The sequence below is a fragment of the Klebsiella terrigena genome, from assembly GCF_006539725.1.
Taxonomy (GTDB): Bacteria; Pseudomonadota; Gammaproteobacteria; order Enterobacterales; family Enterobacteriaceae; genus Klebsiella; species Klebsiella terrigena.
This window is the reverse complement of sequence record NZ_BJNO01000020.1, coordinates 67,282-91,958: the sequence shown is the minus strand read 5'-3', so window position 1 is coordinate 91,958 and position 24,677 is coordinate 67,282. Positions and strand designations below refer to the sequence as shown.

Here is a 24,677-nt window from a genome sequence, read left to right as displayed (position 1 = left end):
AATATTTATTAATGTTTCCCGCGGCGGCGGCACATGACAACGCCCTCCCTGGCGTTGGCGGAGATTACTGGATAAGGCTAACGCGCTGCTTCTCTTTCGCGTTGTCCCAGATACCGTAAAAGCGCCCGGCGTTACTGGCGGTGTACCAGACGGTATGGCGGATATTACGATGTCCGAGATAGTCCTGGATTAATCGCGTATCGATTCCCATATTGGCTAACGCAAATCCACAGGAGTGGCGGAGCATATGCGGATGTATTTCCAGCGACAGTCCGGCATGGTCTCCGGATGACGAAATAATTTGGTAAAACTGCTGGCGAGAAAGGGGATTACCTTTACGTGACAAAAATAGCCACTCGCTGTCGCTATCGGGATAGCTGCTACGGATCTCCAGCCAGTTTTTTAATGCCTGAATTTCTTTATTCAGTAACGGGTGGGTAGTAGAGAATCCTTTTTTCAGACGATGAATATAAATACATTTTGAACGGAGGTCGATATCGGATATTTGCAGGCGGCATATTTCACTGGCGCGCAGTCCGTGAATAAAACACAATAACGTCAGGCAGTAGTTACGCGCGGCATGCGTTCCCGTATTGGCTGCTTTCAACAGCGACTCTATTTCGGCTTGAGTCAGGAAGTTCCTTTTTTTGATATCGGTATTGTTTTTCATTATCATCCCTTTTAATTGCAGGCATACATTACGTTCTGGCCATCGTCAGCAGGCCAGTTTTTACATCCGACTGTAATGTTTAATCGTTAATTTTACCTTTCCGCTGTACTTTTAGGGCGCAGGAAAAGTATTCCAGCATATATTTCTGCCGGGCCAGTTCATTACGTTTGCGATAATGAGTGAAGCAGAAAGTATCCCCGCGTTCGGGGCGCGATGGCTTCATTGAGAGTGACGGATGATGTTTTTATCTCTTTGAAATAATACGTTTTTCCTGGTGGCTTTAGCGTCCGGTTCATCCTGCTTTTCTCCTGATTATGCGCTCTATAAATAGAGAGGCATAGGCTATGGGTCGGGGTCTCTGCTGACTCATAGTACTGTAATAATTAAACTCCCGGCGGGCTTGCCATCATTCCATGACGGAGAGTTCAGGCCGCGTACCGCAGATGAATATTGCGTAAATGTCCCGCAGCTTGCGAAGAACGATATCCACGCCGGATAGCATTGACTGCATCACTACAACAGCGCCTAAACCATACTGCAAATTTCAGGCGGAGAATAGTAATAATAAGTAAAGCGATATGTGTGGCGCCGGCGGTCAATTATTTACGCCGTTGGTGAGGAGGAAACTCTCGCGGCGTCGCTGAGCCAGCCGCTCATCTTGTTTACGGTTTGTTTGGAATTTTTTGGAGCCATCTGGAATTTTGGTGCCAGTTGTTTTACGCCGGAATAAGCGTGCTGGTTTTATCGGGTTTTTTGAAGTGATTATTACTCGCACCTGAAACGCGATGTTTGATCCGCTTTACAGGCTATTTCATGACGCGGGATCCACCTCGGAAGGCTGACGGAAATAGCGCTGGCCGCTGCGCGATAAATTCACGCCACGGCCTCAGGGATTAAACGCTCGGGGCAATATTGATCCTTTTTCGCCCGCGCGGCACGGTTATTTTAGCTGCTCGTAGAATAAGAACAGGGCAATTATCACCATGATGATGCCGGAAACGACGCTGACCCTTTGCGCCGCCAGGGGGCGAGCGCCTAATACCGTTTTCGAACCGTAGCCGACCAGCAAATAGATAACCGTGCAGGTTATCAGGTGCAGGCAGCCCAGCGCCGACATCTGCATCGCCACCGACCAGCTGCCGTGCGGATCGGTAAACTGCGGCAGCAGGGCGAGAAACAAAAGAAAGACTTTTGGATTCAGGCCGCTAATGCAAAGCCCTTTTATCGCCCAGCCCTGCCAGCTATCCGTCCGCCCTTCGGCGGCCGACGGTGCCGACGGATGGCGTAAAATTCCGATACCGAGCCACAGCAGATAGCCCGCGCCCAGCAGCGTGATGGCCGACAGCGCCAGCGGATGTCCGGCGATCAGCACCCCAACCCCGGCAACCACCACGAGGGTGGCCAGCAGATGCCCGGACATCAGTCCTGCCACCGCAGGCACCACCCGTCGCCCGTCGATCCCGGCGCTGATGGCGTAAGCCCAGTCGGCCCCCGGCGTGACGATCAGCAGAAAAGAGACCAGCCAGAAGCTCGCGATAAAACTCATTTCCATAGCGGGCTCTCCCCACCGTGGTTGGATCCATTGTGCATGGCGATTGCGCTCAAACTCTTGCGAAAAGTTACCCGCAAGAATATCGGGAATGATGCGCAATGAGCTTTCAATGTTATGCTTAAAACCCCTTTTAAAAGTGAAAATCTTCCAAATGGACAGCATAGATCGAAAAATTCTTGCCGAGCTGCAGGCCGATGGCCGCCTCTCGATAACCGAACTGGCGGAGCGGGTCAATCTCAGCCTTTCGCCGTGCCATCGGCGGCTGCGCGCGCTGGAGCAGGACGGGACCATCGCCGGCTATCGCGCGAGCCTGGATCCGGTAAAGATGGGCTTTAACTTTATGGCGATCGTCTTTGCCACCTTAAAAGAGGGAGATAAGCGGGCGGTGAGCGCGTTTGAAGAGGCGGTCGAAGAGATCCCGCAGATCGTGCTGGCGCAGCGCCTGTTCGGCGATCCGGATTATTTGATGCACGTGGTGACCCGCGATCTGCCGGCGTTCCAGAAACTATACGATGACAAGCTCTCCGCGATGCCCGGCGTTCAGCACCTGCGATCGACCCTGGTGATGAAAACCGTGGTGCAGGATCGTCCTTTTCCGCTGGAGAGCCTGAACCCGTCGCGATAGCGCCGTTGAAAGCCTGCTGAGGAAGAGGAGAGAGGGATGCGGCGGGGAGATCAACGGGCGCGCGGTCGCGCCCGTCGGGCGGCGCTTAGCCTACCACTTCTCGTTGCGCGCATCGTGGCGGCCGTCGCGACGGTTCTCGCGCTTATCCTGGCGGCAGCCGGCGTTGCTTTTGTTGTCGTCTCTTACGCACTGCTGTTTGGTCTCTCGCCCGTCCTGGCGCGAGTCCTGGCGGATATCGCGAGCGTCCTGGCGGTTATCGCTGCGGTAGGTTGCGTGGGCGGAGAGCGCGGGCAGCAGCAGCGCGGCGGTGACCAGAGAGAGAATGATTTTTTTCATAAACTAGCCCTTCAAATAAAAAAACAAACCGACATATGAATAATATTTAACCGCTATTGTGACCGGGGAATATTTTTTCGCTGTCGTAAAAAGTGCTTTGTTATCAAATAGTTTGTTTAAAATTAAATTTGAACGGACCCTCAGTCGGCGAAGGTGGCGTCAACGGCCGCTAAGCCTATGACGCCGAACGGTAATTTCGCTATGCCGTCTGCTGCTGACGGCGCGCGGCGGGCTGGCGGATGCTCATCAGAGCCAGCAGCGCCAGCAGGGCGAAGGTGAGCAGCATCAGGGCGATCGGCACGTAGCTGTCCCACGTCATCAGGAAGGCGACCGCCAGCATCGGGCTAATGCCGCCGGAGATCACCGCGCCGATTTCATGCCCCAGCGCCAGGCCGGTATAGCGCACCTCCACCGGAAAGAGCTCCACCATCATGCACGGCTGGGCGGCGATCATCGCCCCGTGGCAGACCGGCAGCGCCAGCAGCATCGCCAGCAGGATCGCCGGGAAGCTGTGCATTTGCAGCAGCCAGAAGAAGGGGAAGGCCACCAGCGCCATCCCGATCACCCCGGCATAGTAGACTTTTTTGCGCCCGATGCGGTCCGACAGCCAGCCCCAGCCGAGGATGGTGGCGATCTCCACCGCCATGGCGATGGTGACGGCGGCAATGGTCTGGCTGGTATCGATGCCGATATGCTTGCAGTAGACCACCGAGAAGGTGAAAAAGATGTAGACCGCGCCGTTCTCCGCCAGCCGCAGGCCGATGGCCTGTAAAATGGCTTTCGGGTGATGTTTAAAGGCGGCCAGCACCGGCAGAGGCTGCTCCGTCGGCTGCGTTTTACGGGCAACGAACTCGGCGTTCTCCTCGATGTTGCGCCGGATATAGACCCCAACGAGGAAAATAAACAGGCTCAGCAGGAACGGAATACGCCATGCCCAGGCCAGCACATCCTCCTGGGGTAGCAGCTGCACCAGGTAGAAGGCGAGGGAGGAGAGCACAAAGCCGCCGGAAACCCCCACCTGGCTCCAGGCGGTGTAGTAGCCCTTCTGGCTTTCCGGCGCGTTCTCGCTCAGCATCAGCACGCCGCCGCCCCATTCCCCGCCGGAAGCCACGCCCTGCACGAAGCGCAGGCTGATCAGGGCAATCGGCGCCAGAATGCCGATATGCTCGTAGGTTGGCAGCAGGCCGATCAGAAAGGTGCTGGCGCCCATCAGCGTCAGGGTGATTATCAGCGTCATTTTTCGGCTGTACTTATCGCCCAGATGCCCGAAGGCGATGCCGCCCAGCGGTCGGGCGATAAAGCCGATGGCGAAGCCGGATAGCGCCAGAAACGCGCCGAGCAAAGGATCGTCGGTTGCCGGAAAGAACAGCGGGCCGAAAACCAGCGCCGCCGCCGTGCCGTAGAGAAAGAAATCGTACCACTCCAGTGAGTTACCGAGAAAAGAGCCAATAATCAGTTTGCGCATTGATTGCGGCTTGCCTGGCGTCATATCGTTCGCAGCTCCGGACATTGCGTGAACTCCACTACAGGTGAAAGTGGGCGCCAGCGAGCGGGCGCCGGGTAAACGTCGCGATGGGCTATTTTTTAGTTATGGCGCAGCCTGGCTGAGGGCCTCGGCGCTAAGGGTATGAAACCGGCGGTTAAACCACACCAGGCCGTCGCCGGGCTGGTCCTGGCGAATCTGGCGGACCTCGCAGTAAAACACGCTGTGGCTGCCGACCTCATGGCTGGCGCTAATCGTGCAGTCGACGCTGGCGACGGCGGAGGCCAGCGCCGGCGAGCCGGTTTCCAGCGTCAGCCACTGCTCGTGCTGAAAACGCTCCTCCGAACGCAGCTGGCTGTTGGCAAAGATTGCGGAAAGCGCCTGATGCCGTGCGGAGAGCACGTTGACGCACAGAACGCCGTTCTCTTTAAATTTGCTATGGGCGAAGGAGGAGCGGTTCATGCACACCAGCAGGGTGGGCGGAGAATCGGTGACGCTGCAGACGGCGGAGGCGGTAAAGCCAAAGCGTCCCGCCGGGCCGTCGGTGGTGATAATGGTAATGGCGCTGCCCAGCTGCGCCATGGCGTTACGGAAATCAGATGTCAGGTTCATAGCGGTATCCGTTATTTCAGTTTGACGTATTCGAAGCCTTCGATAACCAGACGCGGGCTTTTGGCCCGCGAGCAGCACAGCAGGATCTGGTCATTATCTTCGCGTTCTTCAGCGGTTAAATACTCGTCGCGGTGATCCGGCACGCCGCCGCAGACGTTGGCGAGGCAGGTGCCACAGACCCCCTGCTCGCAGGAGACTTTGACCTTAATCCCCGCCTCTTGCAGAGCGGCGACGATGGTCTGCTTCTCGGCGACGCTGACGGTGAGGCCCAGCTCCGGCACCTCGACCTCAAAGCGCTCGCCGCCGGTTTCGACTTCGCGGTTGAAATACTCCTGATGCAGCTGCCCGGCGCTAAAACCGCAGCTCCGCGCGGCATCGGTTATCCACGTCATAAAGCCTTCCGGGCCGCAGACGTAGAGGTGTCCCGTCCGATGGTGCCCGGCCAGCACCTCGGCGGGACGCACCTTGTTCCCCTCATCGCTGATATGCAGCCGGACGTGGGCGCTGAAATGGCAGTCCGCCAGCTCGTGCAGAAACGCCATGCTCTCCCGGCTGCGGCCGCAGTAGTGGATCTCAAAGGATTTCCCGGCGCGGAACAGCGTATCCGCCATCGCCAGCATGGGGGTGATGCCGATCCCGCCGCCGATCAGCAGGCTGTGTTCGGCCTCCATGTCGAGCGCAAACAGGTTGCGCGGCGGGCTAACGATCACCGTCTCGCCCACCGCCAGCCGATGGGCGGCCAGCGACCCGCCGCGCGAGGCGCGATCCTTGAGGATCCCCAGACGGTACTGCTGCGGGTGATGGGCGCTGCCGCACAGCGAGTACTGACGCACGATCCCATCGCCGAGGTGAAGGTCGATATGCGCCCCGGCGCTAAACGGCGGCAGGGCGCTCCCGTCGACGGAAGCCAGCGTCAGCACCGCGACCTCGGTGCCCTGCATTTCGCGTTCTGCGACGCGGACGATCAGTGTTTCAGCCATCTGTGTTCTCCCCCCTTGCGGGGCCTAGCGCATGTAAATGCCGCCGTTGATGTCCCAGGTCGCCCCGGTGATAAAGGTGGCGGACGGAGCCGCCAGCAGCTCGACCGCGCGGGCCACCAGCAGCGGATCGCCGAGGCGCTTCATCGGGATCATCTCCAGCAGCGCCGGCATTTTGTCGGCCCCCACCGCGGCGTGTACCGAGGGGAGATCCAGCGGGCCGGGAGCGATGGCGTTGACGCTAACCCCGTCGGCGCTCAGGGCGCGGGCGAAGACTTTGGTCAGGGTCAAAATGCCGCCCTTCGAGGCCGCGTAGTGGGCGCCGGAGGCGGTGCCGCCGTTTTGCCCGGCGAGGGAGGCGAGGTTGATAATGCTGCCCCTCTTGCGCTGGCTAAAGTAGCGGCCGAGGATCTGGCAGCCGAGGAAGGTGCCGCGCAGGTTGGTACTGGTCACCCTGTCGAACTCCTCCACCGAGATCTCCATGATCGGCGTGGTTAGGGTGAGCGCGGCGTTATTTACCAGCACGTCCAGTTCGCCAAAGCGCGCGCCGATCTGCTCCAGCGCGGCGCTGAACTGCGCGGGCTGGCGAATATCCAGCGCCAGCGGCAGCAGGCGCGCTTCGCCGCGGTCAATCTCCTGCGCGCTAAGGCGCGCGGCCTCAAGGCTGAGATCCGCCATGGCGACCTGATAGCCCTGCTGCCACAGGTGGCGGCTGATGATCTGGCCGAGGCCGCTGGCGGCGCCGGTCACGAGTACGCTTCGTTTCATAGGGACCTCACAGGATGTAGCCAATGCTGTGCAGGAAGTCGTCGCCGTTAATCAGGCGGACCACCTTTTGCGCGATCAGGAACGTCTCGCCCTGCGGCTTGAGGACGTAGCTCAGGTCGGCAACATAGTGCTGCTCGTTGCCTTTGCGGTATTCATAGAGGAACTGGGCGCAGCGGATCTCCACGCGCTGCTCGTCGGCGGATAGCAGGCGATGGCGGCCGGTCATGCGGACGGTGCGTGCCCGCGGCGTGGTGGAGATAGACTCCCCGCTATACAGGCGGTTCACGCGTTTTTCGCGCATGGCCTGGTTGTCGTAGGCGTAGTTCAGGGTGTTGGCAAAGTCGGTAGCCTGCTGGTCGACGGGAATGATATACATCCCCTGCGGCTGCCAAAGCGTCAGCCACTCGCGGAATTCGCCCTGATCGAGCAGGTCCGCTTCGAGATTAATAAAGTGAACGGCGGCGTTGAGGATCGGCTGTGGGTTCATTTTTGCCCCCTGTTCTCTGCGGTCATGTAGCGTTTCCACTGCTGATAGGCGGCACGCATGCCGGTTTCGGCGCTGACGTCGCCGCGCAGGCCGTCGGCGGTGCGTGTTTCTCCCGGCAGGCCGCGGTTGAGCATGATCCACAGATCGCCGCCCGCGCCGCCGCCGCGCTGCACGCGCTCCCAGGCCTCGGAGTCATCCGGCGTGCCGAAGCCCATCGGCCCCTGGAAGTGCTCATGCATCCGCAGGCGGGCCTGGTTAGCGATGGCCGGGCCGTCCTTCATGGTCAGCACCACGTGGTGAATTTCAGTTTCCTCGACCGACAGCGGCTGCAGCACGCGGAAGAAGGCCATGGAGCAGGCGACGTTGGGGAACAGGTTGAGGTTGAAGCCGCTGCCGCCGACCGCGCGAACGATCCGCCGCACCTGCTGCTCTTCATGCCCCTCTTCGCGCAGCCCCTGCGCCAGCTCGAGGAAGCGCTCGGGGATCGGCGCATCGAGATTTTCGTCGAGATCGATAAGCTCAGGGATCATCACCATCACGCTGTGGCCGTTGCCGAGATCCTCGACGAAACCTTTGCCATCAACGAAGTTGAGCATCTCTTCCGTTTGCTTATCGACCGAGCTGAGGAACGACTTGTGCACGATGGGGAAGTGGTAGCCATCGGTGGTGTTTTCCAGCTGGATCTTCCAGTTGCCCGGGAAGCGGAAGCGGTGGGCGGTGGTGGCCTGCAGCGGGTAGCCGGCGCCCTGTTTCATAAACAGATCCATCCACTTCATCGCCGGGCCGAGGAAGTCGGTCAGCGGCTCTATCTGCGGGTTGAAGCTGGCGAAGATCATGCCGGCGTAGCTCTCCGTGCGCAGGCGCACCATCCCAAGCTGGTCCTTTTCGAGGGTGTCGCCGTAGCTTTCCGGATGCGGAACGCCGCGCAGGGCGCCGTCCAGACCGTAGCCCCAGCCGTGGTACGGGCAGGTAAAGCCGTTGGTTTTGCCGCTGCGGTGTTCGCAGACGGTGGCGGCGCGGTGGCGACAGCGGTTGAGCAGGACGTTAATCCCGCCTTTGCGATCGCGGACCACGATTACCGGCTGGGTGCCGACCATGGCGGACTTAAAGCTTCCCGCGTCGGGGACTTCGCTTTCATGGGCCACCCACACCCAGGTGCGGTTAAAGATCTTTTCAACCTCGAGGGCGAAGATGTCGCTGGAGGTGTACAGCGAAGTATGCACGCGGTCTGACTGCACCAGCGCGCTCAGCGCGGCCGGGCAGTCACCGGGCAGGAGGTTCTTAACAGGGATCGTTTCGGGTATCGACATTGCTCAATCTCCAGGCGTTATTCTTGTGCTTCTCTGGCGGGTACGGGCAGATCGGCGGGCGAGTGCCAGCCGTCAACCGGGCGGCTGAACAGGTTTCGGGTGGTGAAATGTTCAATCAGCCAGCGCTCATCCGTTTTTTTAAAGCGAATCACCAGCTCGGCGCTGTTTAAATGCGAGCCGCCGGCGCGAAAGGTGGACGCCTGCAGCATTTTCCAGCGTCCGCTGGCGCTATTCTCGGCGTCGATATCGATATATTCCGCGGTCAGGTAGTGGACGTTAATGGCGAAGTGGGAGGGCTCGCTAATATAGCGCACCATCATTTCGGCTATTTCCTGACGTCCGCAATAGCGCCCCAGCTTGCTTTGATATAAATCGCCAACCCCTTCCCAAACCGCCTCTTCGCTAAATAAGTCGGCGATCTGTCGGGCAATATCCGGATGGCTCAGGTCATCGCATAAATGCATATATTGACTGATGAGATGGCGTATTTGGTCGGCGGCTTCGAGCTTATTCAGCCGCTGCAGCAGCGTGTGTATAGTATTCATCGGCTAGGCCTGGATAATCAGTTCTCGCCCGGTACGGGCTTCGACTTTGCAATATTTCCACAGCCGGTCCGGGCCGCCGCCGACCTGCACGCTGCGAAACAGATTGCAGGCGGCGGTAACCGCCTCGAAATCCCGCGCGTCGGCCAGCACGTAGGTGGTCCACGGCCAGCCGGTTGAGGGCCCGACCATCGTCCGGTCGTCATCCATATTGCCGATGACCGTGACGCCGTCGACGTTGGCAATGCCGTTCATCATTTCGCCGAAGGCGGCCCACACCTGCTTGCCCACCTCCGGGGTTGCGTCAAAAAAGTTCTGGTTTACGCCGATGCAGAATAAAACGCGGATCATAGTGAGTCTCCTTATAGGGTTACAGGTAGCCGGGCAGCGGCGGGTGGCCGAAGAACATGTTGCCGGCATTGATATAGGTCAGCTCGCCCATAAAGGCGTGCTGGGTGATGACCATCGAGTCGCGGGCGTAGCGCTGCAGCGGGCTGCGCATGGCGATCCCCGGCATCCCGGCCAGCTTCAGCGCGCGGGTGGTGACCGAGGAGGAGACGCGGGTAATATGCGTGGAGGAGAGGCGCAGCGCGTTGATGGCCGCTTCGCCGGGCTCATCGCCGCGCAGGATGGCCTGCCAGACGTCGTCAATGGCGTCGTAGAACCAGCAGCGCGCCGAGCGCAGCTCCGCCTCGCAGTGGGCGATTTCCATCTGCGCAAACTGGCGATCGGCGAGGCAGGGCGCGCCGGTAACCGAACTTTGCCGCTCGGCGATGGCGTAGACTTCGCTCAGCGCGGCGCGGGCGATCCCCAGCGCGACGACGGACAGCACCTGGGTGGCCAGCGACAACACCGGGTAGCGGTACAGCGCCCCGTCGAGGTTGAGCGCGCCGCCGCGGATAAAGGTCCACTCCGCCGGGACAAAGGCGTCGCTGAGGATCACGTCATGGCTGCCGGTGCCCGCCAGGCCGACGCTATTCCATACCGGGTCGATGGTGAAGCGGTCCGCGGGCAGCACCGCGATACGCGGCAGCGGGCGGGCCGAACCGTCGTCCGGGAGGATGCCGACGCCGATAAGCTCGGCCCCGGTACAGCCGCTGGCGAAGCTCCAGCGGCCGCTGACGCGAAAGCCGTCGTCGAGGGTGGCGGCTTTTTGCGGTGGAAAAATGCCGCCGGCAAAGACCACGTCCGGGCCGCGGCGGTAGATCTCATCGAGGGTTGCGAGCGGCAGGCCGCCGAGATAAAACGGATTCATGCCGAAGCTGGCGACCCAGCCGGCGGAGCCGTCGGCGGTGGCGATAGTTTCCACCAGCTGGCAGAATTCCGCCGGCGATATTTCGTCGCCGCCGTAGCGTTTTGGCACCAGCGCGCGGTAAACGCCAATCTTTTTAAAGCGTGAAATAATATCGTGGGAGATATATTTCTGCTGCTCAAATTCCTCGCTACGTTTTTTTAAATCGCCGAGAAGTTCGCTTAATTCACTATTCGTGGCGTGCAGCGTCTTTTCCGCACGTGATATTGCAGATGAATGTAACATGCGACTTAGCCTCTTCCAGTTAAAGAGAATAAACTTTTATATCCGCCGTTATTCGGCTATCCCCGCCGTCTGGCTGAATAAGAGGCGGGGAACCTTTGGGACTATTATTATATTTAGCCTGTGGGTCTGAATTTTATTTCAGTTTTGCCAGCAGCGATTCGGCAAAGCTGAGTAAAGCGAACTCTCTGTTTTTCCCGCCGACTATCTGCAGGGCGACGGGGCGCTGGTCTATTTCGCCAATCGGCAGGGTCAGCGCCGGATGGCCGCTTAAATTAAACGGGCGCACCAGCCGGGTCAGATTGACCACCCTGAGCGGATCGGCCGCCTCTTGCAGGGTGGGCGGCAGCGCCGGCAGGGTCGGCAGTAAGATAAACGGCGTCTTTGCCAGCTGCGCGTCGACGGCGCGGGTGAACGCCGCCCGTATCTGCTCGGCCGCCTGCCGCTGTGGCGGGCTAATATCCGCCCCGGCGCGGATGCGCAGCGCAACGTCCGCTGCCAGATCCGGGGCATCAACGATGGCGTGAAACGCCTGCCAGTTTTCCTGGCTGATGATCGTCAGCCCGGCCTCGTGCGCCTCGCTAAATCCCGTCAGGGTTACCGCTGACGGCGCTACGCCCGCCTGCGCCAGACGCGCGAGGATCAGCCGGTCAATCTCCGCGCTGGCGAGGCCCGAGATAAAGCCGGACTCGCTGCGCTGTGTCGGGAACTGCGCCGCCGTTTCCCCCAGCGCCTTCTCAAGAGCCGAACGCAGGGTGGCGACCTCCCGGGCGAAGAAGCCGACGCAGTCCAGCGAGCTGTGGGCAGGAATAACCCCGTCGCGGCTCACGCGTCCCCAGGTTGGCTTCAGGCCGACCACGCCGCAGCAGGCGGCGGGCATCCGCACCGAGCCGCCGGTATCGGTGCCGAGAGCAAAATCGACCTCGCCTGCGGCGACCACGGTGGCCGAGCCGCTGGACGATCCGCCGGGGATCAGCGCCGGGTAGTGCGGGTTAAGCGGTGTCCCGCTCCACGCATTAATGCCGGTAACGCCAAAAGCCAGCTCGTGGAGCGTGGTTTTGCCCTGCAGCCGACAGCCGTTCTCCAGCAGCCGCTGAATCACCGCGGCGTGCCTGCTCGCCGGCGGGGCGGCCTGCAGCACCGGGCTACCGGCGCGGGTTGGGTGGCCGGCGATATCAAGCGTATCTTTGGCCGCAAACGTCAGCTCCCCGGCGCCCAGCGTAAAGCGAGAGATAAACCCGGAACGAGACGCGGTAATACCGGTGCAATGTTGCTTAGCCATGGTTCACGTTTCCGTTTAGCGATAACCTGAAATGAGTCGGTTGTATGAAAAATACACCGCGCTGGACCTGAGATAATCTTGTCATTAAAACTTGAAAATTCAAGTAATTTGTAACGTATTTTTCACATCATTTTTAGCTATAAGAACATTTTATAAACAAAAAATATTTTTTAATGTACTGATTTTTATTGTAATTAATGTGAGGTTATATTTTATTCTCTTGATGCGGGTCACAAAATAAAGCGCAAAATATAAGTTAAAAAAATGATAAAAAAGCGTGCGAAAAACGAGGGGTAAGGCGGGCAGGCGATAATAGCCATTGGCTTAAAATGGTTATTGTCGCCGCGTCGGAAAGGGAATTAATCGTCGAGGTTGTGCAGAAGCAGGGAGAGCACGTGGTTCATTTTCTTCTCCTGCGCCGGGGTAATCCCTTTGAACGCTTTGGTGAAGACCTTTTTGCTCAGGACCTGCGCTTGCGCCACCTTGGCCTCGCCGGCGGGGGTGAGCTCCGCTTCGGTGACGCGCCCGTCGCTGGCGCTGACGTGGGTGGTCAGCAGGCCATCGTCGCGCAGGCGGCCGACAATCTTGGTGACGGTGGGCATTTTGCTGACGGCGTATTCAGTGATGCGGGAGATGCTGGCCCGGTGGTACTGATGAACCAGCATCAGCACCCGAAAGCGCGAGAGGTCGATGTCGATTTTTTTTAATTCGACTTCCATCTGCTGGGTATACTTTGCATAGACGTTGACCACCCAGAAGAAGGGGAACTCTTCTTTGTGGAAGCGGCTTTCGTGGCTGTCTGGTCGCTCGGAAGCGGTATTGTGTTCCACAAGCATCTCCTTGCCTGACGACGATATATTGGGGCAGATGTTATGCGTATTTAGCGGGTATTGCAAAACGCAATATCCCCGTTATTCAGCGTGCTGGCGGAGGAAGAGCCTCTCCCGCCGGGCGGAAAATTCAGATTCACTCAATGGCGAAAAATGATGACAACTCGTATTCTCGCGCGCGACTGGCGCCTGCTGTCGCTGGGGCTGCCCGCGCTGGCGTTACTGTGGTGCGGCTGGGGGCTCCATGCGCACTGGGGCGTATTTATTCAGTGGTGCCTGGCAACGCAAATCACGCTCCACCGCTATCTGGTGATGTATCTTTTGCAGCTCAACAACCACCAGTACAGCGGCGGTGTATGGCTGCTGGGCGGGGCGTTCCTCTACGGCGTGCTGCATGCCGTCGGGCCGGGACACGGAAAATTTATCGTGACCACCTATCTCAGCACCAATAAGGAGAGCCTGCTGGCGGCGCGGGTGGTGCCGTTTCTCGGCAGCCTGATGCAGGGCGCGTGCGCCATTCTGTTCGTGTTTATTCTGGCGGTAGGGCTCAACCTTGCCTCCGGCGATCTCAGCACCAGCCGCTGGTACGTTGAAAAAATCAGCGCGCTGATGGTCGGTGCCTTCGGCGTATTTATTATCTATCAAACGCTTAAAAGCCTGCGGCCGCGAAAGCTAGCGATCGGTACGCTGACGCCATTGCATGACCATAGCCCAAACTGCGGCTGCGGCCACCATGGCGTCGGGCGCGAGCTGGCGCAGGTGGACTGGAAAACCCGGCTCGGGGTGGTGCTGGCAATCGGCGCGAGGCCCTGCAGCGGGGCGATTATGATGCTGCTGTTTGCCAACGCCCTGGGGATCGTCAGCTGGGGAATTGCCGCGGTGATGGCCATGTCGTTGGGGACGGCCCTGTCGATCCTCGGCCTGTCGCTGGCGGTACGCTACGCCCGCGAACGGGCGGTCGGCCTGTTTGCCGGCAGCGGCGGGCGCCTCCGGCTGCTGGTTCCGGCGGTGAAGATTGCCGGCGGCATCATCCTGATTCTGTTTGCCTGCGTGCTGTTCCTGACGGTGATCCCGATCAGCGCCAACGGCGACTATATCGCCGCCGGCTGCTAGTCCTCTTCCAGCAGGCGCATCAGTCCCGCCAGCGCGTCGTTCAGCCGCTGGCGCTGCTCCGCAGTGAGTCCCGCCAGCAGCTGGCGTTCGTTCTCGACGTGCGTTTCAACCGCGCGATCGATGCGCTCCCGCCCCTCTGGCGTCAGGGCCACCAGCATGCTCCGCGCATCCTGCGGATTCGCCAGCCGGCATATGAACCCCCGTTTTTCCAGCGCCTTCAGGCGGTGGGTCATGGTGCCGGAGGTGATCATCAGCGTCGAAAAAAGCTGGGTCGGCGAGAGGGTAAACGGCTCTCCCGCCCGGCGCAGGGTCGCCAGCATGTCAAATTCCCAGCGCACCAGATCGTGGCGGATAAACGCCGCCTCGACGCGCGGCTCCAGCAGCATGGCGCAGCGCTTCAGGCGGCCAATCGGCCCCATCGGGCTACAGTCAAGATCGGGACGTTCCCGCTTCCACTGTTCAAGAATGCGGTCTACGGCGTCTGTTTGCGGTGATTTGTCCATTCGTGCCCACTTACCTTGATATCAAGATATCTGTCGATACATACTCTGCTGACTAATTTACCTTGATGTGAAGATAAAATCATGACCTTTCTCTCGCGCTCGCCCGTTTTTGACCTGCTGTTGACCGCCCTGGCCCCGGCCATCTGGGGGACGACCTATATTGTCACCTCGCAGCTATTACCGGCGGACAGGCCGTTTATCGCGGCGCTGCTGCGGGTGCTTCCGGCGGGGATCGCCCTGTTAATCTGGTGCCGCCGCTTTCCTCTGCGCAACGAGTGGTGGAAGCTGGTGGTCACCGGGATCCTCAATATTGGTGCCTTCCAGGCGCTGCTGTTTATTGCCGCCTATCGCTTGCCCGGCGGGCTGGCGGCGGTGATCGGCGCCATTCAGCCGCTGCTGGTGATGCTGCTGGCCTGGTCCGTGGACAGGCAGCGATCGCCGTGGATGGCGGTTGCCTCGGCCTGTACCGGTATTATAGGCATGGCGCTGCTGCTGCTCTCTCCGCAGACGGTGCTGGATCCGCTGGGCATCGGCGCGGCGTTTTTAGGGGCGGTCAGCATGGCGCTGGGAACCTGGCTCTCCCGCCGCTGGGCGATATCGCTGCCGGTGGTGGCGCTAACGGGCTGGCAGCTGCTGATTGGCGGTGTGGTGCTGGCGCCGATTGCGCTGCTGGTCGATCCTCCTTTACAGCAGGTGACCCTGATCCAGGCGGCGGGCTATCTGTGGCTGTGCGTGGCGGGGGCGATGCTGGCGTACGGTCTGTGGTTCCGCGGGATTAGCCGCCTCTCGCCGGTGGCGGTCTCGGCGCTGAGCCTGCTGAGCCCGGTGACCGCGGTGCTGTTAGGCTGGATTATTCTCGGGCAGAAGATTCAGGGGCTGGCGCTGGTGGGGCTGGTCGTGGTGCTGCTCAGCGTGCTGTCTATTCAGCGTGCGCTAACAAAAAAGGCCCCATAAAGGGGCCCGACATTGCTGCATGGTTATTGCGCGGCGGGAGCCAAACGGGCCGCCTTCAGGCGGCCAGTCCGGCAGCTCCCTCTGCAACCATTCTTTTATTTGGACAGCTCGGCGGTCATATGAACCTGGTTACCGGTGTAGGCTTCGGTAATGTGGTAAGACGCGCCCTGATCTTTAGCGATGGTAGCGATTTTCGCTTCCGCGCTGTCCAGAGTATCTGCGGTAACGCTGACCGGGTGCTGAGCGAAGCTAGCAAAAGAAACCAGGGACAGCATACCGGCGGCGGCAAGTAATTTTACGTTTTTCATGGTGTTTTTCCTTTTAACTTTACAGGTGGAAAGCGCTGCGCTTTCGATGGGTTTATAATAAGTCTGCTAACTATAACGTGCGTTGCAAAAAGTGCGATTTAGATCACACTTTTGTGCCATTAAGATGACGCTCAGGTGACGTTTCAATGTTGCGTAATCAATAAAAACAGTTAGTTGGTGAAGGGAGTCGTGAGTTATTGCTGCGGAAAAATAGATGCCGACGGCGCGGAGATTTTTCTTCCTGCGGGCTTTGGGTATTGTTTTGGTGAATGTGTTGGCGGCTTTTTAACCAGCGTGGCGCGGGCAATACTTCGTCCGCCGACGAAGCATCTGCGGGGCGGGGGACATAGAGTGGCGGCACCGCTGAATAAATAAGGATGACACAATGATTGCCGTACTCTTTGAAGCCGAGGTGGCGCCGGAAGGCCAGGCGCGCTATCTGGCGCTGGCGGCGGAGCTTAAGCCGCTGCTCAGCACTGTCGATGGTTTTATCAGCATTGAGCGTTTTCAGAGCCTGACGACGCCGGGGAAAATTCTGTCGCTTTCCTGGTGGCGCGACGAGCAGGCGGTACTGGCCTGGAAAAATAACCTCGCCCACCGGGAGGCTCAGCAGGAGGGTAAGGAGAGTATCTTTGCCGACTATCAGATTCGCATTACCCGGCTGATGCGTGAATACGGCGCGGAAAAAGGCGCTGAAAGAGGCGAGGATCGCGGTCATGTATGATATTTATGTGATTCTGCCCAATCGTCCGGGCGCGCTGGCGCTGCTCGGGCAAACGCTCGGCAACGGCGGCGTGGGCCTCGAGGGCGGCGGCGTCTTCACCGTCGACGACCGGTGCCACGCCCATTTCCTGGTGGCCGACGGCGAGCGCGCCAGGACGGCGCTGGAACGGGCCGGGATCCCGGTGATGGCGGTTACTCAGCCGCTCATTCGCCGCCTCAAGCAGGAGCAGCCGGGAGAGCTGGGCGCCATCGCCCGGGCGCTGGCCGCGCAGGGGGTCAATATTTTGACCCAGTACAGCGACCATGATAATCGCCTGATTCTGGTTACCGATAATTTCCCGCTGGCGAAGGAGGCGACGCGCCGCTGGGCCACGAACGCGTGAGGCATTATGCTCAAACCTGCCGCAGTTATTATCGATGATGAGTCGTTGGCCGTCGCCGTGGCGGCGATCGCTTCCGCCATGGCCGACAGTTCGCGGGTGAAAATGCTCTGCGCCCTGATGGACGGCCGGGCCTGGACGGCGACGGAGCTGGCTACAGCGGCGGACATTTCCGCCTCTACCGCCAGCGCGCACCTGAGCCGCCTGGTGAACGGCCGGCTGCTGGTATGCCTGGCGCAGGGGCGACACCGCTACTATCGGCTGGCGGGGGCGGACGTCGCCGGCCTGGTGGAGAATATGATGACCCTGGCCGGGAAGGGCGCGCTGACGCTGACCACCCGAACGCCGGTTAATTTGCGCCGTGCCAGGACCTGTTACGACCATCTCGCCGGCGAGCTGGCGGTGGACATTTATCAATTTTTACTGCACGAGGCCTGGATTACGCCCGACGGTTCGGCGGTGACGCCTGCGGGGGAAGCGCACTTTTCCCGTCTGGGGATCGTCTTAACCGGCGAAGGCCGACGCAAAGCGTGCTGCGCCTGCCTGGACTGGAGCGAAAGGCGCTTTCACGCCGGGGGGATCGTCGGCGCCGCACTTCTGCAGCATGGTCAGCAGCAGGGCTGGTTTGTGCTGACGCCGGGCTTTCGCGAGGTTTCCGTCAGCGCGGAAGGAAAGCGCGCCCTGGCCCGGCACTTCCAGCTGCCGCTGTAGGAGCGAAGGGCGCCGGGCCCGGTCGCCAGCTCAAACCGGCGGCTGAAAGTTTTTTATTGGACCGCCCGGCGCTATTCCCGTGACCTTATCCTCGCTATTATTCAGATTGTTCCCGATGGTCATCAAATAGCAATATTTGCCATTATATTTACCCCCACAGATATATCCCTTGCGCCTTATCCCTTCTGAAGTAAATAACTTTATTATCGTTTTTGATTATTGTTTATCAATAATTGATAGGTCATAGCTATCGTCAGAGTGATGTAACAAGTTATAAGCAAATGTATATTTATCAGCGAAAAATAGCATTCTTTGACGCCGACAGCATTATCGAATTCCTTATTTGAATTCGCGTCCTGACGCCTTAAATATTGCGGCTTCCGGTCAGTCGAAGTTTCTATTCACAGTTGTAGCGATAGGCATCGCATAACGCTTCTTATCGTCTGCAGATTTACTGTTGGTTTATTGATACAAAACTCACTCTGACAAGGAAATGGCAATGAAAAAGGTTCTTCTCTCTGCAGCAATGGCAACGGCATTTTTCGGTATGGCAGCGGCAAATGCGGCTGATACCAATGTTGGCGGCGGCCAGGTTAATTTCTTCGGTAAAGTAACCGACGTATCTTGTACTGTTTCCGTAAACGGCCAGGGCAGCGATGCTAACGTTTACCTCTCTCCGGTGACCTTAACTGAAGTGAAAGCGGCAACAGCCAACACCTACCTGAAACCTAAATCTTTCACCATTGACGTGTCTGATTGCCAGGCGGCTAACGGCGACAAACAGGACGACGTGTCTAAACTGGGCGTGAACTGGACCGGCGGTAACCTGCTGGCTGGCGCAACGACCGAGCAGCAGGGCTACCTGGCTAACACCGAAGCTTCTGGCGCGAAAAATATTCAGCTGGTTCTCTCCACCGACAGCGCGACTGCGCTGACCAACAAAATCATCCCGGGCGTGAGCACTCAGCCGAAAGCGAAAGGCGACGCAACCGCAGTTCAGGACGGCGCGCGCTTCACCTACTACGTTGGCTATGCTACCAGCACCCCGACTACCGTCAGCACCGGTGTGGTTAACAGCTACGCGACTTACGAAATTACCTACCAGTAATTATCGTCTGAAAATAAACCGCCTTGATTGAGGCGGTTATATGCATTGATAAAGCGGCAGCTGCTGCCGCTTATTTTCCCCGTCTGAGGTCAGCATGAAGCGTATTGCCCTTTGTTTCTGTTTCATTTTTAGTTTTGCGGCCCATGCCAATAATATTATTGTTAACGGCACCCGCTTTATTTATCCAGGAAATGAAAAAGAAATAACGGTACAGCTTTCGAATACCGCCGATCGCCCGGCGCTGGCGCAGGCCTGGCTGGATAACGGCAACGCCGACGCCACGCCGGATACGATTACCACGCCATTTATTATTACCCCGCCAATATCCCGCGTGGATGCTAAAAGCGGGCAGACTTTACGTATTAAGCTTGGCAGCAGCGCCGGGCTTGCCAAAGATAAAGAGACGCTGTGGTGGCTTAATCTGCTGGAAATACCGCCGGTAGAGGCTAATCAAAAAAATGAAGGACAGAACATCCTGCAGCTGGCGATTCGTTCGCGCTTTAAGTTTATCTACCGCCCGACCGGACTGGGCAACCGCGACGCTGCGCCGGAGAAATTAGCGCTTTCGGCCAGCGGCAGCAGCCTGTCGGTCAGCAACCCTACGCCATTTTATCTCACCGTAAGCCGTATTTCCCGCGACGGCGGCAAGGCCCTGAACGGCAAAACGGTGATGCTCGCTCCACAGTCCAGTCAGACCGTAGCCCTCTCTTCTGCCGTGAGCAGAGGCGAGACCCTGACGATTAATAACATCAATGACTATGGCGCAGATGTGGCAGTGAAAGTAGCCGTTAAATAAGGGACACTATCATGAAGCAGAGGACCATCTGCCCGGGAAGGTTAAGTTCGGCGATCGCTATGGCGCTGCTCTGCTTTCCGCCATTTTCCAGCGGACAGGAAAACCCGGGAACGGTATACCAGTTTAACGACGGTTTTATCGTTGGCAGCCGGGAAAAGGTCGATCTGTCACGCTTCTCCGCCAGCGCCATCTCTGAGGGCACCTATTCCCTCGACGTCTACACCAACAACGAGTGGAAAGGGCGCTACGAGCTGCAGGTCACCCGCGATAAAGACGGCAATATGGGGATCTGCTACACCAAAGAGATGCTCGAACGCTATGGCATTGCCGCGGAAAAGCTCAATCCGCAGCTGGGGAAGCAGGAAGGCTACTGCGGACGGCTGAAGGCGTGGCGTAACGAAGAAAACGTTAAAGACAACCTGATTCAGTCCTCCCTGCGGCTGGAGATTTCCGTGCCGCAAATCTACGAAGATCAGCGCCTGAAAAACTTTGTCAGCCCGGAGTTCTGGGATAAAGGCATTGCGGCGCTGAATCTCGGCTGGATGGCCAACACCTGGACCAGCCACACCTCGGCGAACAACGGCTCCGATAACAGCAGCGCCTATCTGGGACTTAACGCCGGTCTCTCCTGGGACGGCTGGCTGCTCAAGCACGTCGGTAACCTGAACTGGCAGCAGCAGCAGGGCAAAGCGCACTGGAACAGCAACCAGACCTATCTCCAGCGGCCGATCCCGCAGATCAACTCGATCGTCAGCGGCGGGCAGATTTTTACCAACGGCGAATTCTTCGACACCATTGGCCTGCGCGGGGTCAACCTGGCGACCGATGACAACATGTTCCCTGACGGAATGCGCTCCTACGCGCCGGAAATTCGCGGCGTGGCGCAGAGCAACGCCCTGGTAACGGTGCGTCAGGGCAGCAACATTATCTATCAGACCTCGGTACCGCCGGGGCCGTTTACCCTGCAGGACGTCTACCCTTCGGGCTACGGCAACGACCTGGAAGTCTCGGTCAAAGAGGCCGACGGCTCGGTGCAGGTCTTTAGCGTTCCCTATGCCTCGGTGGCGCAGCTGCTGCGTCCGGGGATGACCCGCTATGCGCTGTCGGCCGGTAAGGTCGATGACAACGGGCTGCGTAACAAGCCGATGCTCTACCAGGCAACCTGGCAGCACGGCCTGAATAACGTCTTCACCGGCTATACCGGCGTCACGGGCTTTGATGATTACCAGGCGTTCCTGCTGGGGACCGGGATGAATACCGGCATCGGCGCGCTGTCGTTAGATATTACCCAGTCCCGGCTGAAGAGCGACACCCTCGACGAGAGCGGCCAGAGCTACCGCGCCACCTTTAACCGGATGTTTACCGATACCCAGACCAGCATCGTGCTGGCGGCCTATCGCTACTCCACCAAAGGCTACTACAACCTGAACGACGCGCTGTACGCCGTCGACCAGGAGAAGAACCGCAACAGCAGCTACACCCTGTGGCGGCAGAAAAACGGCATGACCTTCACCGTTAACCAGAACCTGCCGGAGGGCTGGGGCGGCTTTTATCTCAGCGGGCGGATCTCCGATTACTGGAACCGTTCGGGCACCGAGAAGCAGTATCAGCTCAGCTACAACAATATGTTCGGCCGCCTTTCGTGGTCCGCCAGCGCGCAGCGCGTTTATACGCCGGACAGTTCCGGCCACAATCGCGACGACCGCGTCTCGCTTAACTTCAGCTATCCGCTGTGGTTTGGCGAGAACCGGACCGCCAACCTGACGTCGAATACCTCGTTTAATAACTCGCGCTTTAGCAGTTCGCAGATCGGGATTAACGGTTCGCTGGATAGCGAGAACAACCTCAACTACGGCGTCTCGACCACCACCGCCACCGGCGGCCAGCACGATGTCGCGCTGAACGGAAGCTACCGTACGCCGTGGACCACTCTGAACGGCAGCTATAGCCAGGGCGAGGGGTATCGCCAGAGCGGCCTCGGCGCCAGCGGGACGCTGATCGCCCATCGCCACGGCGTGGTGTTCTCTCCGGAAAGCGGCAGCACGATGGCGCTTATCGAAGCGAAAGATGCCGCAGGTGCGATGCTGCCTGGCTCGCCGGGCACCCGCGTCGACGGCAACGGCTACGCCATCCTGCCGTATCTGCGCCCGTACCGGATTAACTCCATCGAGATCGATCCGAAGGGCAGCCATGACGATATCGCCTTCGATCGTACCGTGGCCCAGGTGGTGCCGTGGGAGGGCAGCGTCGTGAAGGTGTCGTTTGGCACCACGGTACAGAACAACGTGACGATTATGGCACGCCAGGCGAATAGCCAGCCGCTGCCGTTCGCTGCCAGCATTTTCGACCCGAGCGGCAAAGAGATTGGCGTTGTCGGCCAGGGCAGCATGATGTTTATCAGTGATGCCAGCGTTCAGCACGCGACCGTTAAGTGGAGCGGCGGGCAGTGCACGGTGGAACTGGGCAAGGCAAAATCAAAGGAAAGGGTATGTCGCTGAGTAAACAACTGACGCTTTTTATTGGCCTGATGGCGCTGGGGACCACCTCCGCCTGGGCCGCCTGCTCGCGCCTTTCGCAGCCGACGGTGAACCTGGATATGGTCGTCGGCAGGGTCGTCGTTCCGCCGGATCTGCCGGTGGGCTCGGTGATTGTTTCCCGGGACTGGACGATGAGCGCGTCGGGCGGGGCCAGCTACAGCTGCACGTCCGGCACCAACCGCTTTGCGGCGAAGATCGTCTCTACCGGTTCGACCGACCTGGGCAATAAGGTCTACTCCACCAACGTGCCGGGGATCGGCATGCGCTTTAGCCGCGGCGGTGCGACGGTGAATATCGTCTATCCCGACGTCTTCTCATCCTATGTTGCCCGAACCACCAACTACTCGCTGGAAGGTTCCCGCTTTACGCTGGAGATCATAAAAACCGCCGCGGTCACCGGCAGCGGTACCCTGGCGGCGGGAAAATATACCTCCTACGACTGGGAGCGGGGCAACAACCCGATTCTGGAAACCTACCTCAGCGCCAATGCGATTACCGTGGTCTCACCCTCCTGTACGGTGCTCAGCGGTAAGAATATGAACGTTGACGTCGGGACCATTAAGCGCAGCGATCTGAACGGCGTCGGCACTTACGCCGGCGGCAAAAATTTTAATATTGAGCTGCAGTGCAGCGGCGGGCTGAGCACCACCGGCTATGCCAATATCGAGGCCTCGTTCTCCGGTACCCTTGCGACCGGCACGACCCTCACCCGTGGCGCGCTGCTGAACGAAAAAGCCGGCAGCGCGATGGCCAAAGGGATTGGGATTCAGGTGCTGAAAGGCGGCGTGCCGGTTGAATTCAACAAGAAGTACAGCGTCGGGACCTTAAGCAGTCAGGAAACGCGCTACATCACGATGCCTTTCCTTGCGCGTTTTTATCAGTACGCGGCGGCCACGAGTACCGGCGAGGTTGAGTCTCACATGATCTTTAACCTGACGTACGATTAATTCGGGAGGCGGGTATGAAGGAAAATGGATATAAGCACCACGGCAAACGACTTGTCGGCCTGCTGGCGATGAGCGGCCTGCTTGTTGCCTCTTCCGCTGCGGGTTTTATGACCAACTATGATAACGGGCGGGTGGATTTTGCCGGCCGGGTAACGGATATCTCCTGCAGCGTGGCGCTTAACGGTGGTCACAATGCCGGCAGCGGCAGCGTCTGGCTGGCGCCGGTGAGCCTGGCGGAGGTGCACGATCGCGGAGCCGGGGCCTTTATGAAAGCGCAGCCTTTTACCCTCGAGCTGTCGAACTGCCAGCTGCGTCATGACGGCGGCGCGGCGGACCAAAGCGAAGTCCGTTCGGTGAACGTTCGCTGGATCGACGGATTTATGGTCAATACCGTCAACAATGAAAATGCGGGCTATCTGGCGAACACGCTGCCGGACGGCGCGCGTAACATCTATCTGGCGTTGTCGACCAATGACAACAATACGCTGGATAAGAGCAATAAAATTATCCCGGCAGACCCGCTGCAAAACCGGGTGCAGATTAAAGAAAAAGCGGTAGATGGCGGCGTATTTACCTATTATATCGGTTACGTCTCGCCGGCACCGGAAAAAGCGACCTCCGGCCCGATGACCAGCTGGGCAACCTGGGAGCTGGTATATAATTAAGGGCCTGCGCGACAGGCGGCAAAAGCGCACTTTCGCGAAGTTGATGGCCCTGTACAAACGAAAAAAATGCCGGAGTGCCCGGCATTTTTTAAATCACTTTATTTTCTTCGACCAGCTGTTCAATGCTGACTTCTTTCCAGTAGTGGCCCTGAATGGCGAACCACGACATTCCCTGTAACCATTTTTTATGCGCCTCACTCTCAACGCCTTCGATAATAACGTTATGGTTATTATGGGAAAGGAATGTTACCAGCGCATCCATTAGCGGGCGCCCTGACTCTTTTTGCATTAAGTGCCAGAAAAAGTTTTTATCAATTTTTACATAATCGAAATGATATCCGCGAATGGCGTTAATGCCCGCATTGCCCGCGCCGAAATCATCCAGCCAAAGGGTGCTGGTTTGCGTACTTTGCCAGGCGCTAAGTGCATTATTAAGCAGGTTATTGGAGTTTTCCGTCACTTCAAAATGCACGCAGCCGAGACGTTCGATATAGGCTTCGATCTGCGGCTGGCGTAGAATGCTGAGGATATGATCGTCAACGTTGATGGTGGCAGAAATATTATTTTTAATAAACCACGCTTTATGCTTCTCAATCAGCGCCAGCTGCTCCATGAAAATACTTTCACGCAGCGCGTTGTTGGCGTGGCGGAAGAAAAATTCGGGCGCCACGGGAATATGATCGAAGCGGCTCAGGCATTCAACGGCAACCAGTTGGTCCTGCGGCGAGAACATTTTTTGAAAAACATAACGAACAGAGATATCGCCACGTGATAAATTGTGGTCTGAAAATATATTAGCGTTCATTTTCTCGTGTCGGGAATTTAGCAAGCGTGCGCTGTAGGGTGGAATTATTATAAGTGACCTTTATGCCGATGTGAATTTTTATTAAAAGCAAGTGACCAATTGATGACAGTATTTTGATT

Annotated in this window: 28 protein-coding genes; 11 read left to right on the top strand and 17 right to left on the bottom strand. The window is 58.5% G+C overall.

Annotated elements, in window-relative coordinates; translation table 11 throughout:
* Window positions 1–64: 64 nt before the first annotated feature.
* Window positions 65–670, bottom strand: a complete 606-nt coding sequence (locus tag RTE01_RS20050) for a tyrosine-type DNA invertase (RefSeq protein ID WP_041147093.1) — start codon at window positions 668–670, stop codon at window positions 65–67.
* A gap of 940 nt (window positions 671–1,610) precedes the next feature.
* Complete coding sequence (locus RTE01_RS20045; RefSeq protein ID WP_041147092.1) at window positions 1,611–2,222, bottom strand: LysE family translocator; 612 nt, start codon at window positions 2,220–2,222, stop codon at window positions 1,611–1,613.
* Between the two features lie 151 nt (window positions 2,223–2,373).
* Here RTE01_RS20045 and RTE01_RS20040 point away from each other — a divergent pair, with 151 nt between their 5' ends.
* A complete protein-coding gene (locus tag RTE01_RS20040) occupies window positions 2,374–2,847 on the top strand; it encodes an Lrp/AsnC family transcriptional regulator (protein WP_041147735.1) in 474 nt (157 codons plus the stop codon).
* A 90-nt stretch (window positions 2,848–2,937) separates the two neighbouring features.
* Here RTE01_RS20040 and RTE01_RS20035 read toward each other — a convergent pair whose 3' ends face one another.
* From RTE01_RS20035 to RTE01_RS19980, 12 genes are all read right to left on the bottom strand, one after another.
* Window positions 2,938–3,183, bottom strand: a complete 246-nt coding sequence (locus tag RTE01_RS20035) for a hypothetical protein (RefSeq protein ID WP_076945902.1) — start codon at window positions 3,181–3,183, stop codon at window positions 2,938–2,940.
* A gap of 199 nt (window positions 3,184–3,382) precedes the next feature.
* Window positions 3,383–4,648 (bottom strand): MFS transporter, encoded by a 1,266-nt coding sequence (locus RTE01_RS20030; RefSeq protein ID WP_041147090.1) that lies wholly within the window; start codon window positions 4,646–4,648, stop codon window positions 3,383–3,385.
* A gap of 123 nt (window positions 4,649–4,771) precedes the next feature.
* Window positions 4,772–5,278 (bottom strand): flavin reductase, encoded by a 507-nt coding sequence (locus RTE01_RS20025; RefSeq protein ID WP_115191958.1) that lies wholly within the window; start codon window positions 5,276–5,278, stop codon window positions 4,772–4,774.
* An 11-nt stretch (window positions 5,279–5,289) separates the two neighbouring features.
* The gene (locus RTE01_RS20020) at window positions 5,290–6,258 is read right to left on the bottom strand and encodes a PDR/VanB family oxidoreductase (RefSeq protein WP_123552027.1); all 969 of its coding nucleotides are present in this window, start codon (window positions 6,256–6,258) and stop codon (window positions 5,290–5,292) included.
* Window positions 6,259–6,282: 24 nt separating this feature from the next.
* Window positions 6,283–7,023, bottom strand: a complete 741-nt coding sequence (locus tag RTE01_RS20015; protein ID WP_041147087.1) for an SDR family NAD(P)-dependent oxidoreductase — start codon at window positions 7,021–7,023, stop codon at window positions 6,283–6,285.
* Window positions 7,024–7,030: 7 nt separating this feature from the next.
* Window positions 7,031–7,510 carry an aromatic-ring-hydroxylating dioxygenase subunit beta gene (locus RTE01_RS20010; RefSeq protein WP_134527624.1) on the bottom strand — a complete coding sequence of 160 codons (480 nt, stop codon included), beginning with the start codon at window positions 7,508–7,510 and terminating at the stop codon, window positions 7,031–7,033.
* A complete protein-coding gene (locus RTE01_RS20005) occupies window positions 7,507–8,814 on the bottom strand; it encodes an aromatic ring-hydroxylating oxygenase subunit alpha (protein ID WP_174824245.1) in 1,308 nt (435 codons plus the stop codon). The genes RTE01_RS20010 and RTE01_RS20005 overlap by 4 nt, the downstream gene beginning before the upstream one ends.
* A 23-nt stretch (window positions 8,815–8,837) precedes the next feature.
* Window positions 8,838–9,365 carry a nuclear transport factor 2 family protein gene (locus tag RTE01_RS20000; protein WP_134527621.1) on the bottom strand — a complete coding sequence of 176 codons (528 nt, stop codon included), beginning with the start codon at window positions 9,363–9,365 and terminating at the stop codon, window positions 8,838–8,840.
* 3 nt (window positions 9,366–9,368) lie between these two features.
* Window positions 9,369–9,713, bottom strand: coding sequence for a hypothetical protein (locus RTE01_RS19995; RefSeq protein ID WP_041147083.1), 345 nt, complete (start codon window positions 9,711–9,713; stop codon window positions 9,369–9,371).
* Window positions 9,714–9,732: 19 nt separating this feature from the next.
* On the bottom strand, window positions 9,733–10,899 hold the full coding sequence (locus tag RTE01_RS19990) for an acyl-CoA dehydrogenase family protein (RefSeq protein WP_115191962.1): 1,167 nt from the start codon (window positions 10,897–10,899) through the stop codon (window positions 9,733–9,735).
* Window positions 10,900–11,032: 133 nt separating this feature from the next.
* Window positions 11,033–12,178 carry an amidase gene (locus RTE01_RS19985; protein WP_134527618.1) on the bottom strand — a complete coding sequence of 382 codons (1,146 nt, stop codon included), beginning with the start codon at window positions 12,176–12,178 and terminating at the stop codon, window positions 11,033–11,035.
* A 359-nt stretch (window positions 12,179–12,537) separates the two neighbouring features.
* Window positions 12,538–13,014, bottom strand: a complete 477-nt coding sequence (locus RTE01_RS19980; protein ID WP_115191964.1) for a MarR family winged helix-turn-helix transcriptional regulator — start codon at window positions 13,012–13,014, stop codon at window positions 12,538–12,540.
* Between the two features lie 150 nt (window positions 13,015–13,164).
* Between RTE01_RS19980 and RTE01_RS19975 the strand changes: the two genes are divergently transcribed.
* Complete coding sequence (locus RTE01_RS19975) at window positions 13,165–14,121, top strand: nickel/cobalt transporter (RefSeq protein ID WP_134528636.1); 957 nt, start codon at window positions 13,165–13,167, stop codon at window positions 14,119–14,121.
* On the opposite strand, the gene RTE01_RS19970 is transcribed toward RTE01_RS19975, so the two are convergent.
* Window positions 14,118–14,624 (bottom strand): MarR family winged helix-turn-helix transcriptional regulator, encoded by a 507-nt coding sequence (locus tag RTE01_RS19970; RefSeq protein WP_115191966.1) that lies wholly within the window; start codon window positions 14,622–14,624, stop codon window positions 14,118–14,120. The two genes, RTE01_RS19975 and RTE01_RS19970, sit on opposite strands and share 4 nt — an antisense overlap.
* An 81-nt stretch (window positions 14,625–14,705) precedes the next feature.
* On the opposite strand from RTE01_RS19970, the gene RTE01_RS19965 reads away from it, so the two are divergent.
* The gene (locus RTE01_RS19965) at window positions 14,706–15,578 is read left to right on the top strand and encodes an EamA family transporter (RefSeq protein WP_041147079.1); all 873 of its coding nucleotides are present in this window, start codon (window positions 14,706–14,708) and stop codon (window positions 15,576–15,578) included.
* A 95-nt stretch (window positions 15,579–15,673) separates the two neighbouring features.
* Here RTE01_RS19965 and RTE01_RS19960 read toward each other — a convergent pair whose 3' ends face one another.
* Window positions 15,674–15,886, bottom strand: coding sequence for a YdgH/BhsA/McbA-like domain containing protein (locus tag RTE01_RS19960; protein ID WP_015585822.1), 213 nt, complete (start codon window positions 15,884–15,886; stop codon window positions 15,674–15,676).
* 385 nt (window positions 15,887–16,271) lie between these two features.
* Between RTE01_RS19960 and RTE01_RS19955 the strand changes: the two genes are divergently transcribed.
* The 8 genes from RTE01_RS19955 (at window position 16,272) to RTE01_RS19920 (ending at window position 23,753) form a co-directional block, all read left to right on the top strand.
* Window positions 16,272–16,610, top strand: a complete 339-nt coding sequence (locus RTE01_RS19955; protein ID WP_134527616.1) for an antibiotic biosynthesis monooxygenase family protein — start codon at window positions 16,272–16,274, stop codon at window positions 16,608–16,610.
* The gene (locus RTE01_RS19950; protein WP_134527613.1) at window positions 16,603–16,992 is read left to right on the top strand and encodes an amino acid-binding protein; all 390 of its coding nucleotides are present in this window, start codon (window positions 16,603–16,605) and stop codon (window positions 16,990–16,992) included. The genes RTE01_RS19955 and RTE01_RS19950 overlap by 8 nt, the downstream gene beginning before the upstream one ends.
* Window positions 16,993–16,998: 6 nt before the next feature.
* Window positions 16,999–17,700, top strand: coding sequence for an ArsR/SmtB family transcription factor (locus tag RTE01_RS19945; protein WP_134527610.1), 702 nt, complete (start codon window positions 16,999–17,001; stop codon window positions 17,698–17,700).
* A 499-nt stretch (window positions 17,701–18,199) separates the two neighbouring features.
* The gene (locus RTE01_RS19940; RefSeq protein WP_041147075.1) at window positions 18,200–18,808 is read left to right on the top strand and encodes a fimbrial protein; all 609 of its coding nucleotides are present in this window, start codon (window positions 18,200–18,202) and stop codon (window positions 18,806–18,808) included.
* A 94-nt stretch (window positions 18,809–18,902) separates the two neighbouring features.
* The gene (locus tag RTE01_RS19935) at window positions 18,903–19,604 is read left to right on the top strand and encodes a fimbrial biogenesis chaperone (protein WP_041147074.1); all 702 of its coding nucleotides are present in this window, start codon (window positions 18,903–18,905) and stop codon (window positions 19,602–19,604) included.
* Between the two features lie 11 nt (window positions 19,605–19,615).
* Window positions 19,616–22,102, top strand: a complete 2,487-nt coding sequence (locus RTE01_RS19930; RefSeq protein WP_041147073.1) for a fimbria/pilus outer membrane usher protein — start codon at window positions 19,616–19,618, stop codon at window positions 22,100–22,102.
* Window positions 22,093–23,088: a fimbrial protein gene (locus RTE01_RS19925; RefSeq protein ID WP_134527607.1), complete on the top strand. Its 996-nt coding sequence runs from the start codon at window positions 22,093–22,095 to the stop codon at window positions 23,086–23,088. Before RTE01_RS19930 ends, RTE01_RS19925 begins: the two co-directional genes overlap by 10 nt.
* Window positions 23,089–23,156: 68 nt before the next feature.
* The gene (locus RTE01_RS19920) at window positions 23,157–23,753 is read left to right on the top strand and encodes a fimbrial protein (protein WP_227503308.1); all 597 of its coding nucleotides are present in this window, start codon (window positions 23,157–23,159) and stop codon (window positions 23,751–23,753) included.
* An 88-nt stretch (window positions 23,754–23,841) separates the two neighbouring features.
* Here RTE01_RS19920 and mrkJ read toward each other — a convergent pair whose 3' ends face one another.
* Entirely contained in the window at window positions 23,842–24,558 is a 717-nt protein-coding gene (mrkJ, locus tag RTE01_RS19915) for a cyclic-di-GMP phosphodiesterase MrkJ (RefSeq protein WP_134527603.1), read from the bottom strand.
* Window positions 24,559–24,677 lie beyond the last annotated feature (119 nt).

Coding starts and splice junctions, on each gene's coding strand:
- RTE01_RS20050 (WP_041147093.1), bottom strand. CDS start 670: ATGAAAAACAATACCGATATCAAAAAAAGGAACTTCCTGACTCAAGCC.
- RTE01_RS20045 (WP_041147092.1), bottom strand. CDS start 2,222: ATGGAAATGAGTTTTATCGCGAGCTTCTGGCTGGTCTCTTTTCTGCTG.
- RTE01_RS20040 (WP_041147735.1), top strand. CDS start 2,374: ATGGACAGCATAGATCGAAAAATTCTTGCCGAGCTGCAGGCCGATGGC.
- RTE01_RS20035 (WP_076945902.1), bottom strand. CDS start 3,183: ATGAAAAAAATCATTCTCTCTCTGGTCACCGCCGCGCTGCTGCTGCCC.
- RTE01_RS20030 (WP_041147090.1), bottom strand. CDS start 4,648: ATGCGCAAACTGATTATTGGCTCTTTTCTCGGTAACTCACTGGAGTGG.
- RTE01_RS20025 (WP_115191958.1), bottom strand. CDS start 5,278: ATGAACCTGACATCTGATTTCCGTAACGCCATGGCGCAGCTGGGCAGC.
- RTE01_RS20020 (WP_123552027.1), bottom strand. CDS start 6,258: ATGGCTGAAACACTGATCGTCCGCGTCGCAGAACGCGAAATGCAGGGC.
- RTE01_RS20015 (WP_041147087.1), bottom strand. CDS start 7,023: ATGAAACGAAGCGTACTCGTGACCGGCGCCGCCAGCGGCCTCGGCCAG.
- RTE01_RS20010 (WP_134527624.1), bottom strand. CDS start 7,510: ATGAACCCACAGCCGATCCTCAACGCCGCCGTTCACTTTATTAATCTC.
- RTE01_RS20000 (WP_134527621.1), bottom strand. CDS start 9,365: ATGAATACTATACACACGCTGCTGCAGCGGCTGAATAAGCTCGAAGCC.
- RTE01_RS19995 (WP_041147083.1), bottom strand. CDS start 9,713: ATGATCCGCGTTTTATTCTGCATCGGCGTAAACCAGAACTTTTTTGAC.
- RTE01_RS19990 (WP_115191962.1), bottom strand. CDS start 10,899: ATGTTACATTCATCTGCAATATCACGTGCGGAAAAGACGCTGCACGCC.
- RTE01_RS19985 (WP_134527618.1), bottom strand. CDS start 12,178: ATGGCTAAGCAACATTGCACCGGTATTACCGCGTCTCGTTCCGGGTTT.
- RTE01_RS19980 (WP_115191964.1), bottom strand. CDS start 13,014: ATGCTTGTGGAACACAATACCGCTTCCGAGCGACCAGACAGCCACGAA.
- RTE01_RS19975 (WP_134528636.1), top strand. CDS start 13,165: ATGACAACTCGTATTCTCGCGCGCGACTGGCGCCTGCTGTCGCTGGGG.
- RTE01_RS19970 (WP_115191966.1), bottom strand. CDS start 14,624: ATGGACAAATCACCGCAAACAGACGCCGTAGACCGCATTCTTGAACAG.
- RTE01_RS19965 (WP_041147079.1), top strand. CDS start 14,706: ATGACCTTTCTCTCGCGCTCGCCCGTTTTTGACCTGCTGTTGACCGCC.
- RTE01_RS19960 (WP_015585822.1), bottom strand. CDS start 15,886: ATGAAAAACGTAAAATTACTTGCCGCCGCCGGTATGCTGTCCCTGGTT.
- RTE01_RS19955 (WP_134527616.1), top strand. CDS start 16,272: ATGATTGCCGTACTCTTTGAAGCCGAGGTGGCGCCGGAAGGCCAGGCG.
- RTE01_RS19950 (WP_134527613.1), top strand. CDS start 16,603: ATGTATGATATTTATGTGATTCTGCCCAATCGTCCGGGCGCGCTGGCG.
- RTE01_RS19945 (WP_134527610.1), top strand. CDS start 16,999: ATGCTCAAACCTGCCGCAGTTATTATCGATGATGAGTCGTTGGCCGTC.
- RTE01_RS19940 (WP_041147075.1), top strand. CDS start 18,200: ATGAAAAAGGTTCTTCTCTCTGCAGCAATGGCAACGGCATTTTTCGGT.
- RTE01_RS19935 (WP_041147074.1), top strand. CDS start 18,903: ATGAAGCGTATTGCCCTTTGTTTCTGTTTCATTTTTAGTTTTGCGGCC.
- RTE01_RS19930 (WP_041147073.1), top strand. CDS start 19,616: ATGAAGCAGAGGACCATCTGCCCGGGAAGGTTAAGTTCGGCGATCGCT.
- RTE01_RS19925 (WP_134527607.1), top strand. CDS start 22,093: ATGTCGCTGAGTAAACAACTGACGCTTTTTATTGGCCTGATGGCGCTG.
- RTE01_RS19920 (WP_227503308.1), top strand. CDS start 23,157: ATGAGCGGCCTGCTTGTTGCCTCTTCCGCTGCGGGTTTTATGACCAAC.
- mrkJ (WP_134527603.1), bottom strand. CDS start 24,558: ATGAACGCTAATATATTTTCAGACCACAATTTATCACGTGGCGATATC.